A 10,162-nucleotide genomic window follows, 5' to 3' on the forward strand; every position below is an offset into this window, starting at 1 on the left:
GGCTCCGTGTTTTGCGGTGGAATATGGCCGTGCTTAGACGTCGAGGACGTCTTGGGCGAACTGGGCATTCTCCTGAATGAACTGGTAGCGCGCCTCGGCCTTGCGGCCCATCAGGCGTTCGACCAGATCTTCGATCTCTTCTTCGCTTTCGGGCAAGGAGACACGAGCCAGCGTGCGCTTCTTCGGGTCCATCGTCGTTTCTTTGAGCTGGGACGCCATCATCTCGCCCAAGCCTTTGAAGCGGCCGATTTCGAACTTCTTGCCCTTGAAGACAGTCGCGATGAGTTCGTCGCGGTGGGCGTCGTCGCGGGCGTACTCGGACAGCGGGCCTGCCGAAATGCGGTACAGCGGCGGCAAAGCCATAAACAGTCGGCCCTGACGGATCAGGTCCGGCATCGAGCGGTAGAAGAAGGTAATCAGCAGGGCGGCAATGTGCGCGCCGTCGACGTCAGCGTCGGTCATGATGACGACGCGCTCATAGCGCAGGTCATCGACGCTGAAGCGGGTGCCCCCTTGAACGCCGAGTGCCAGCATCAGATCGGTCAGTTCGACGTTGGCGCGCAGTTTGTCCGCTGTAGCAGAGGCCACGTTCAGGATCTTACCGCGCAGCGGCAGAATGGCCTGGGTTGTACGGTCACGGGCCTGTTTGGCCGAACCGCCTGCCGAGTCACCTTCTACGATGAACAGTTCGGTGCCTTCGGCGGCCTGACGCGAGCAGTCGGCCAGCTTGCCGGGCAGGCGCAGCTTACGGGTAGCCGCGGCGCGCTGGACTTCCTTGTCCTTGCGTCGGCGCAGACGATCTTCGGCGCGGTCGATGACGAAGTTCAACAGGGTGTTGGCCTGTTTCGGGCTTTCCGTCAGCCACAGGTCGAACGGGTCGCGCAGCAGTTGCTCGGCCAGTCTCGCACCTTCCGGCGAGGACAGACGGTCCTTGGTCTGGCCCTGGAACTCCGGATTGCGAATGAAGATAGAGATCAGCGCGCCGGCGTTGGCGATCACGTCTTCGGCGGTGATCTGGGCGGCGCGTTTCTCGTTGGTCAGTTCACCATAGGCCTTGAGGCCCTTCACCAGAGCGGCGCGGAAGCCCGCTTCGTGGGTGCCGCCGTCAGGCGTGGAAACCGTATTACAGTAGGAGGCGACGAAGCTGTCGGCATCACCGAAGCCGATGGGCGACCATGTGACGGCCCATTCCAGCGCGCCAGCCTCGCCCTTACGCTCTACGCGGCCAGCGAAGACGGGCGTAACAGTCTCTATCTCGCCCACGCGCTCGGCCAGTGCATCGGCCAGACCACCGGGGAAGTGCAGGGTCGCAGACGCAGGCGTCTGATCGGTGATGCGTTCAGGTGCACAGGTCCATTTGATCTCGACGCCACGGAACAGATAGGCCTTGGCGCGGGCCATGCGGAACAGGCGAGCGGGCTTGAAGGCCGCGCCTGCGCCGAAAATCTCTTCATCCGGTTTGAAGCGGATGCGGGTGCCTTTTTTCTTCGACGGGCCGACTTGCTCGATTGGGCCAAGCACGTGGCCGCGGCTGAACGACTGACGCCATTCAAAGCCGTCACGCCAGACGGTGACATCGAGGTTGGTCGACAGGGCGTTCACGACCGAAACGCCCACGCCGTGCAGACCGCCGGACGTCTCATAGGCCTTGCCGGAGAACTTGCCGCCCGAGTGCAGCACGCTCATGACCACTTCCAGCGCCGACTTGCCCGGATACTTCGGGTGTGGGTCAACAGGGATACCGCGGCCGTCGTCGCGAACCGACAGGAAGCCGTCGGCGTCCAGATCGACCGTGATCAGCTTGGCGTGCTTGGCGACGGCTTCGTCCATCGCGTTGTCGAGCACTTCGGCGAACAGGTGGTGCAGGGCACGTTCGTCGGTGCCACCGATGTACATACCGGGGCGCTTACGGACAGGCTCAAGACCTTCCAGAACTTCGATCGACTCTGCCGAATAGCCGGTGGCCTGAGCCGCGCTGGTGGCACCTGCCGAAGCGGGCGCAGCCACAGGGGCCTTCGCAACCGGAGCGGCAGGGACAGGGGCAGGCGCAGCCGCCTTTACCGCAACCGGAGCTTCCTTTTTCGGCTCGGGCTTCGGCTCGGGCTGATCGTCATTCAACTGGGAAAAAAGGTCCATGAACTCAGTCTGCGGTGATTCGGAACGAGGTCACCTAGGACGATAGGCACCTGTGGTGCAAGCGGGGGTGGATTATTGGTCCACAACAGTGGGCAAGGCACTCTTTGGGCGGTTGCGGGTTAGGCATCCCATGACCCGACGAGACGACAGCAAGCAAGGCTTTAGATATAACCCGTTCAAAGACTACCGGGCTTGGGCCATCTACGGTCCGTTTGTCGCCGCCGTCATGTTGAACGCTATTGTGCGCCCCTCGCTAGCGACCCGACTGGGCGGCGAGCTTGTCAGTCGGGGTGGCTCCACCAGAGGCAACGATCGTTGGTGGGTGTTTGATAATGCAATACGCGCGGATCATCCTTGGTTGACTGGATTCCTGTCGCTTTCTGACGGGCTGATCGGGATTGGTTGCTTTGCCCTGATCGCCATTCTGCTGTCAGGAGGTTGGCTGGCAAACCGGTTAAAGGCGAGGCACCCTTAAGCACCCCGGGAGTTTTCCCTCCGACGGGGGAGCACTTTAGGCCATGCGCGATAAGCCGATCTTTGATTACTGGGTGCTGTCATTCTTCGTGCCGGTGGGGGTTGTGTTTCTGCTTAACGGCGTGGTGCGCCCGCTTATGGGGTCGGCGCTGGGTGGCACGATGGTGCGGACCAGCAACAACATACGGCGCGGTGACATATGGTGGATTTTCGACGACGCGACCCGCGCTGATCATCCGCTGCTCACAGGCTTTCTGGCGGATTATTCGAATGGAGCAATTGCCCTGACGGGCGTTGTTACCGTGATCGGCCTGATGACGGCAGGTTGGGTGGTGAAGCAAGTTCGGTCACGCTTGCCTCGGTAGGGTCAAACGCGCGGGCCAGCGCGGCAAGGCAGAGCACCCACGGCAGGTTCTGGGCCGTCATCACCACACTCTCCGACAGGCTCAATAGGACGAAGATGCCCAGATAGGCCAGAGACCACCAACCTTCGTTCTTCCCAGACCTACCAGCCCGCACAACGTGGATTAGCCCAGTGAGGGCCGTGACTGCGCCCGTGAAAATGGCACCGGTCCAGCCCAGTTCTAGCAGGATGTCCAGCCACCCGTGGTGGGCGGACGGGACGTCCCATCCGGTGCTGTGGCGTATCCAGTTGGCAGGCACGGATTCCTTGCCCCAGAAGGCGTTGTAACCATAACCCAAGGCGGGATGCTGCGCGGAGGCCTTGGCCACGGCCTCCCAGATCTCGGTGCGACCGGTCAGGGTCGGGTCCTTGCCCAGCAAGGCTAGAATAGCAGCGGAATCCGTTGTCCAAATCCACCACCCGACGCCGGCAACCACGAGCCCGCACCAGACGGCGATGATACCCAACACGGGCCCGCCCCGCCGCATCACCGCTAATGCGGTCACGACGCCGACACCCAGCATCAGGCAGACCAAAGACGTCTTGGAGGCCGTCGCCAGTGCCAGCCCAGAGCACAGCACCAGCGTACTGATGGCCAGTTTGGGGCGATCACTCCCAGCCGCCAGCCATGATGCAGCTCCGACGGCACAGGCCACCATCACCAGCCCCATCTGGTTCTTCTCGTACCAGATACCCCGCCACAGGCCGTCATTCACACCGTGGTGCACACCGATGTGCGGAAGGAAGATGACGAACAGCACCGACAATCCGCCCATCCACAGGCCCGCCATCGCCAACAGGCGGGGCAGGGCGGCACCGCGATATCGCGCCCCCAGATAGACAGCGAAGGCGCTGTTCACTGACAAGGCGATAAATCGACGCTGGGTCGTCTCCGGATCAATGGACCAATAGCGCGACGCAAAGGCCAGCAAGGCCATCAGAGCGACCAACATGGCCGCCGGCCAAACCCGCACCAGATCGCGCCAACGCAACAGACAAAGCCCTACCGTCACCGCATAACTGGGCAACCAGAACAGGCGAAGCGCAGTGTTCTCGACCTGATCGGGTGCCAAGATCGGCCCGATCAGCGCCCCTGTCAGCATTATCAGCACATAGAAGGCCGCGCCTTGTTCCCATGCTGGAATATTGCTGATCGACGTATCTTGTACGGAATGGCTATTCACCATTTGCGTAATCGTTTGGGATGCGGCGAATGAGGGGTGGGTCATGTTGGGGCGATTGTTCGGGTCTAGGCCATTTCTCGATGCGGATGTTGAAGCGTGGCACCTTGAAACATGGGCCTGGCTAATCGATCATTTCGCCTCTGAAGTTCCTTTAAAGTCGACGCCGCTCGTTCTGGCAAACGCTGATTTTTTTTCCGGCGTCGGATGCCACCGGGCATGCGCGCGCCTTGCACGTATTCGACTGTGTTAAGCGGATCATGCACATCGAGGATGGGCCCTGTACGTTAGAGGATCAGTCTTATCTTATCGCAGGCCACAGGGTCGCCGAGTTTGTCGCTGTGGCAGGCGGAGATGACCCTAATGGCATTCCGTATCGAGGAAGGCGGAGAGGTCATCATCACCTATGCGCCAGACCTGCTAGATCGGCCGGTGGAACTGGTCGCGACGCTGGCGCACGAACTAGCGCACTATCTTTTGGCGCACGAGAATGATCTGGACGAAGAAACCCACGAACTCATCACGGACCTGACCGTAGCCTATACGGACCTAGGACTGTTTGGTGCCAATGCAGCGTTCAGTTTCAGCCAGCACGGCGACGCCTTCTCCCAAGGCTGGTCCAGCAAACGTTCGGGGTATCTGTCACCGCCGAGTTGGGCATTTGCCTTGGCGGTGTTCGCCCAACTGACAGACGACCACCGAGATTACAGACCTTGGTTGTCTGCGGAGGTGGCGGGGCCGTGGAGGGCCGCCATGAAGTATTTGGGTAAGTCTCCAGAGATTCTGGCCCCGTTGAGGGCTAAAATCGCGGGGTAAATCAGGCCTTCTCTACGAAGGTGTCGATGACTTTTTTCTCGCCGGCCTTGTCGAAGCTGACGATCAGTTTGTTGCCTTCGGTGGCCTTGACCGAGCCATAGCCGAACTTCTGGTGGAAGACGCGGTCGCCTCGCTTCATGCCATTGCCGGACTTGGGATCGGCGGTGGCGATCAGCTTGCCTTCGCCCTCGATGACGGCGCGGCGGGCATAGGCGGGCTGGCTAGAGGCGCTGGCGGCATTGGCCTGACCGCGCTTCCACCCGGGCGAGCCATAGCTGCCGGAGAAGGTCGGGGCATCGTCCCAGCGGCTGCGGGCGTCCTTCATGCCTTGCGATGCGCCGTAGTAGCCGGTGTCGGAGGCGACCTCGACGTGTTCGATGGGCAGTTCGTCCACAAAACGGCTCGGCAGCTGGGTGGTCCAACGGCCATAGACCATGCGGTTGGCGGCAAAGCTGATGCGGGCGTCGCGCTTGGCGCGGGTGACGCCGACATAGGCCAGACGGCGCTCTTCCTCGAGGCCCTTCAGGCCCTTTTCATCGATGCTGCGCTGGCTGGGGAAGACGCCTTCTTCCCAGCCGGGCAGGAAGACCAGCGGAAACTCCAGCCCCTTGGCCCCGTGCAGAGTCATGATCTGAACCGCGCCGTCACTGTTTTCCTCGTCAGCGTTACGCTCGAGGTCCATCACCAGCGACACGTGCTCCAGATAGGCTTGCAGCGTGTCGAACTGCTGCATGGATTGCACCAGTTCCTTGAGGTTATCGAGGCGGGTCTGGCCGCTGGTGCGGTCGGCCTTTTGCATGTCGGTATAGCCGCTCTCTTCCAGAACGGTTTCCATCACCTGCCAGTGCGGAGTGCCCATCTTCAGCAGGTCGCGCCAGCGGTCGAGGTCGCGCACGAAATTGGTCAGCGGCGTGCGGGTGCGGCCCGGCAGCTCATCGTTGAGTATCAGATGGCGCACGGCCTGCATGGCCGAAACGCCATTCTCGCGGCCGATGTGCAGGATCTTCTGGACCGAGGTGTCGCCGACCCCACGCTTGGGCACATTGACGATGCGCTCGAAGGCCAGATCGTCATTTTCGGACTGCAGCAGCCGCAAATAGGCGTGGGCATCGCGGATTTCGGCGCGTTCGAAGAAGCGCGGACCGCCAATCACCTTGTAAGGAATGGCCAGCATGACGAAGCGCTCTTCAAACGCCCGCATCTGGAAGGAAGCGCGCACCAGCACGGCGATGTCGCGATAGGGGATGCCGCGACGGCGGGCGTCCTCGACCTCCTCGGCGATCATACGGGCCTCGGCGTCACCGTCCCAGAACCCGCGCACGCGAACCTTGTCGCCGCTCTCGTCCTCGGTCCAAAGCTGTTTGCCGAGGCGCTCCTTATTGGCCGCGATTAGCGCACCGGCGGCCCCGAGGATATGCACCGTTGAGCGATAGTTCTGCTCCAGACGGATCACTTTGGCACCGGGGAAGTCCTTCTCGAAGCGCAGGATGTTGTCGACCTCTGCGCCGCGCCAGCCATAGATGGACTGGTCGTCATCGCCCACGCAGCAGACGTTGCCGGTAGAAGACGTCAGCAGGCGCAGCCACAGATACTGGGCGACGTTGGTGTCCTGATACTCGTCGACGAGGATGTATTTGAAGCGGCGACGGTATTCCTCGGCCAGATCAGCGTGTTGGCTCAGGATCGTCAGGTTGTGCAGCAGAAGGTCGCCGAAGTCACAGGCGTTCAGGGTGCGCAGGCGGTTTTGGTAGGCGGTGTAAAGCGCCTTGCCGCGCCCCTCGGCGAAATCCTCGCTGGGCGGCAGCTTTTCGGGCGTCCAGCCACGGTTTTTCCAGTGGTCGATGGCGGCGGCCAGCGACTTGGGCGTGTGCTTTTTGGTATCGACATTGGCCGCCTCAAGAAGCTGTTTCAGCAGCCGCTCCTGATCGTCGGTGTCGAGGATGGTGAAGGAGGATTGCAGACCCACCAGTTCGGCATGGCGGCGCAGGATCTGCGCGGCGACCGAGTGGAAGGTGCCCAGCCAGCGCAGGCCCTCGGCCTGATCACCGATCAGATGGCCAATCCGCTCGCGCATCTCGCGCGCGGCCTTGTTGGTGAAGGTGACGACCAGCAGCTCCCACGGACGCGCACGGCCTGTTGCCAGAATGTGGGCGAGGCGCGTGGTCAGCACCCGTGTCTTGCCCGTCCCCGCGCCGGCCAGCACCAGAACCGGACCCTCGGTCGTTTCCACGGCTTCGCGCTGCTCGGGGTTCAGGCCCGTCAGATAGTCTTTCACAGCGCCTTGCGGCGGCTGCGGGCGGGCGATGTCGGAGATGCGGACGGGCGGTTGATCGGTCACAGTTCACTCGGGCGGCGGAATCGTGAGTGAAACATAAGCGGAACATGGGCCAAAGTCAGGCCCGCAAACCCAGAAACCTTATTTAGTCGTCCCTGGCGTCGGCAAAGCTGCGATCACCGGCAGCCCATTGAAGAGCCAGAACGCGGCAAGCAGACGCCAAGGGGCGGCGGCCCCGCCACTCGTCGATGCGGATCAATAACTCCGCGCGGGTCAGTTTCAGCTCTTCGCCGATGCCATCCAGAACGGCCCAGAATTCCGGTTCCAGCGCTACTGACGTTGCGTGGCCCGAAAGGAGGACAGAGCGTTTGGCTAGGTTACTCACTGACTTACTTGACCCCGATCATAATGATTGTCGCCGCGTTTGACTGGCCCAGGGTCAGCACACCGTGATGCGTATCGGTGGTGAAGCGCAAATTGCCTGCGCTGTCACGAATTTCAGCGCGCGCGGCATAGCGATGGTTAGGCTGGATCGCGCTGGACGGCACGGTCACGTGGACCCGATAGGGGGGAGAGCGCCCGTCCAGAGGCAATGACACCTCGTTCAACGTCTTGGCGGGCGCGTCGGCGAGGCTGACATCCTGAACACTGACGCGAAGGACGTGGCCGGGCGTCAGCGCAATCCGCTCGCGATATGCGGCGTTGATCTCGACCGTCTCGGTCGCCATCGACACCGATGAACCAGCCATATCGGTCGGCGCACACGCGGCTAGCGAAAGGAGGGATGCAGCAGCCAGAACGGTGAGTTTCATCTGAGTTCCATATGCAGGCGATGACAGCGTCACCTTAAAATGCGCAGCGCCCCGTAAGGTGCCCGATTTGTAATCTTCTGATCTTTCAAACCGGTGTAAGGACGCTTCTCTCTTCCCCCAGATTGCCGACCGGATTTCCAATGACCTCCACGCCTGCTTCTTCGTCTTCTGCGGGACTGGCTGGCTATAGCAGCGTCGCAATTTGCGCAGTGGTGTGGGGCACGACGTGGTACGCCATCACGTTCCAGCTCGGTGCGGCCGACCCGGCCGTCTCGGTTGTTTTGCGGTTCGGGATAGCTGCCGTCGGCATGGCTATCGTCGCGAAGCTGTTCAATCAGCCTCTGCGTCTGAACCGCAAACAGCATCTGGCGGCTGTGGGGCAGGGGGCCTTTGCCTTCGCCCTGTCCTACTACTTTGTGTATGCGGCCGAAGAGCGCATCGCATCGGCGGTGGTGGCTATCATCTTTGCGGCGCTGACTTTCATTAGTCTGGGCGTTTTCCGCATTCTCTCGAACCAAAAGGCTGGAGCGGCGTCGTGGATCGGGGCGCTGATGGGTGTGGCGGGCGTCGCCGTCCTGTCGTGGGGCGAGGTTGCGGGCAAAGGGCTTGGCGATGACGTCGCGGCCGGTATCGCTTTCGGCTTCATCGCGGTGTTCGCATCGGCCATGGGGAACTGGTTCGCGTGGCGCGGGCAACGGGCGGGCGCAGCGGTTCTGCCTGCCACCGCATGGGCCATGGCCTATGGTACCCTTATCCTCGCCGCCTATGCGCTGATATCGGGTCGTAGCTGGCACATCGAATGGAGCCAGTCCTACATTCTATCGCTGGCCTATCTGTCGCTAGTGGGGTCGGTGGTGACGTTCGGCCTCTATTTCAGCCTCGCGCGCAGCAAAGGTTATGCGCTGGCGGCCTATATTTCCGCGCTGACACCGCCCATCGCCATGCTGGTCTCGGTCATTTTCGAAGGTGCACGTTTCGGGCTTTTGGCCTTCGCGGGACTGGTTTTTGTGCTGGCGGGGCAGGTGTTTATCGCCCGCTCGCCCAAACCCTGATCACTCGTCGGGGGTCAGCTTGTGGCCGTCCACATGACTGATGATCTGGGCACGTTCCTTTTCAGTCGTCAGCTTTTCGACCTTGGTGCGCCCGAAGGTAAGGCGGTTGGCTTCTGCCTTGGCCTTGTCCTGTTGGCGCGCGGCCTGTTTGCGGAAGCGGTTGAGGTTGACGACTTCACCCATTGTCGGCTGCCTTCAGGGTAGGCGTTTCGGCCGGACCTTCGCCGGTGGCGTTGTTGTCGTTGGCAGGTTGCTCTTCGACTTTCAGCTCTTCGGGAATGTCCTGCTCGGACACTTCATCCGTCGGCACAAAGTCCTTGGACGGGTCGTCTTCGTCCAGACGACGCCAAGCCGATCCATCACGTCCGCGTTGGCGAGCAAGCTCGAACAGAGCCGTCATGGACGCCTGATCGAAAGCCAGGGCCGAGGCCTGCACGTTGTCCGGAATGGCGGTGAACGAGAACTCCAGACCGTTGCGACGCGCAAAGCCCGCAGTTACAGCCAGATGGGTGCGCAGCGACGCCTTGCTCATACTGTCGTAGGTCCGGCCCAGAATGCCGGTCAGGCGACCCGGTGTGGTGCCGATGTTTCGACCCGTCTGGCCGTTGACGACCACATACATGGCACCGGCGCGCATGCCTTCCTGACGCGGTGAGGTCCACAGCATCAAGCCCTCGGGCACCGCCAGGTAGGGCAGGTTCACGCCGCCATCGACGTGCATCTCCATCATGACCTGCCCCTGATCGGACAGGCCGGGAAGAAGCACGGGCGGGAAGACACCGGGGATAGAGGCCGAGGCGACGAGGACCTTCTTGAACAGTTCGCGAGCCTCTTCATCTCCGCGACGGGCGATTTCGCCCATGTCCCAGATGACGGATTCCTGCGTGTCGAGATTGGTCGTTACCACCAGCAGGCGACGGCCTTTGGCATGCTCGCGGGCGACGGCAGACATCAGCTCGAAAGAGACATAGGAATCCACCAGATCTTGTAGGCGTCGCGACGAGAACAGGCTG

At 61.8% G+C, this 10,162-nt stretch carries 10 protein-coding genes; 3 read left to right on the plus strand and 7 right to left on the minus strand.

The features are described 5' to 3' along the window. Positions 1-33: 33 nt before the first annotated feature. Complete coding sequence (gene parE / locus OB03_RS08465) at positions 34-2,136, minus strand: DNA topoisomerase IV subunit B (protein ID WP_242913251.1); 2,103 nt, start codon at positions 2,134-2,136, stop codon at positions 34-36. A gap of 518 nt (positions 2,137-2,654) precedes the next feature. On the opposite strand from parE, the gene OB03_RS08470 reads away from it, so the two are divergent. Then, a complete protein-coding gene (locus tag OB03_RS08470; protein ID WP_461343829.1) occupies positions 2,655-2,975 on the plus strand; it encodes a hypothetical protein in 321 nt (106 codons plus the stop codon). On the opposite strand, the gene OB03_RS08475 is transcribed toward OB03_RS08470, so the two are convergent. Beyond that, positions 2,908-4,242 carry an O-antigen ligase family protein gene (locus OB03_RS08475; protein WP_461343830.1) on the minus strand — a complete coding sequence of 445 codons (1,335 nt, stop codon included), beginning with the start codon at positions 4,240-4,242 and terminating at the stop codon, positions 2,908-2,910. The two genes, OB03_RS08470 and OB03_RS08475, sit on opposite strands and share 68 nt — an antisense overlap. Positions 4,243-4,557: 315 nt before the next feature. Here OB03_RS08475 and OB03_RS08480 point away from each other — a divergent pair, with 315 nt between their 5' ends. After that, positions 4,558-5,010, plus strand: a complete 453-nt coding sequence (locus tag OB03_RS08480; protein ID WP_461343831.1) for a hypothetical protein — start codon at positions 4,558-4,560, stop codon at positions 5,008-5,010. 1 nt (position 5,011) lies between these two features. Here the strand turns inward: OB03_RS08480 and OB03_RS08485 are convergent, their stop codons facing one another. The 3 genes from OB03_RS08485 to OB03_RS08495 all read right to left on the minus strand — a co-directional run bounded on the left by OB03_RS08485 (position 5,012) and on the right by OB03_RS08495 (position 8,097). Beyond that, complete coding sequence (locus tag OB03_RS08485; RefSeq protein ID WP_461343832.1) at positions 5,012-7,348, minus strand: ATP-dependent helicase; 2,337 nt, start codon at positions 7,346-7,348, stop codon at positions 5,012-5,014. Positions 7,349-7,430: 82 nt separating this feature from the next. Continuing rightward, positions 7,431-7,670, minus strand: a complete 240-nt coding sequence (locus tag OB03_RS08490) for a ribbon-helix-helix domain-containing protein (RefSeq protein ID WP_461343833.1) — start codon at positions 7,668-7,670, stop codon at positions 7,431-7,433. A 4-nt stretch (positions 7,671-7,674) separates the two neighbouring features. Continuing rightward, positions 7,675-8,097: a YbaY family lipoprotein gene (locus OB03_RS08495; RefSeq protein WP_242913257.1), complete on the minus strand. Its 423-nt coding sequence runs from the start codon at positions 8,095-8,097 to the stop codon at positions 7,675-7,677. 140 nt (positions 8,098-8,237) lie between these two features. Here OB03_RS08495 and OB03_RS08500 point away from each other — a divergent pair, with 140 nt between their 5' ends. Next, positions 8,238-9,149, plus strand: coding sequence for a DMT family transporter (locus tag OB03_RS08500; protein ID WP_461343834.1), 912 nt, complete (start codon positions 8,238-8,240; stop codon positions 9,147-9,149). Here the strand turns inward: OB03_RS08500 and OB03_RS08505 are convergent, their stop codons facing one another. Both OB03_RS08505 and OB03_RS08510 read right to left on the minus strand, forming a co-directional pair. After that, positions 9,150-9,332, minus strand: coding sequence for a DUF4169 family protein (locus tag OB03_RS08505; RefSeq protein ID WP_242913259.1), 183 nt, complete (start codon positions 9,330-9,332; stop codon positions 9,150-9,152). Further along, on the minus strand, positions 9,325-10,162 hold an 838-nt coding region (locus OB03_RS08510), incomplete at its 5' end, for a patatin-like phospholipase domain-containing protein (RefSeq protein WP_461343835.1). The genes OB03_RS08510 and OB03_RS08505, both read right to left, overlap by 8 nt.

Source organism: Brevundimonas sp. GN22 (assembly GCF_054824005.1).

What these genes read in the sequence shown, in the direction of transcription:
- parE (WP_242913251.1), bottom strand. Translation starts at nt 2,136, where the DNA reads ATGGACCTTTTTTCCCAGTTGAATGACGATCAGCCCGAGCCGAAGCCC.
- OB03_RS08470 (WP_461343829.1), top strand. Translation starts at nt 2,655, where the DNA reads ATGCGCGATAAGCCGATCTTTGATTACTGGGTGCTGTCATTCTTCGTG.
- OB03_RS08475 (WP_461343830.1), bottom strand. Translation starts at nt 4,242, where the DNA reads ATGACCCACCCCTCATTCGCCGCATCCCAAACGATTACGCAAATGGTG.
- OB03_RS08480 (WP_461343831.1), top strand. Translation starts at nt 4,558, where the DNA reads ATGGCATTCCGTATCGAGGAAGGCGGAGAGGTCATCATCACCTATGCG.
- OB03_RS08495 (WP_242913257.1), bottom strand. Translation starts at nt 8,097, where the DNA reads ATGAAACTCACCGTTCTGGCTGCTGCATCCCTCCTTTCGCTAGCCGCG.
- OB03_RS08500 (WP_461343834.1), top strand. Translation starts at nt 8,238, where the DNA reads ATGACCTCCACGCCTGCTTCTTCGTCTTCTGCGGGACTGGCTGGCTAT.
- OB03_RS08505 (WP_242913259.1), bottom strand. Translation starts at nt 9,332, where the DNA reads ATGGGTGAAGTCGTCAACCTCAACCGCTTCCGCAAACAGGCCGCGCGC.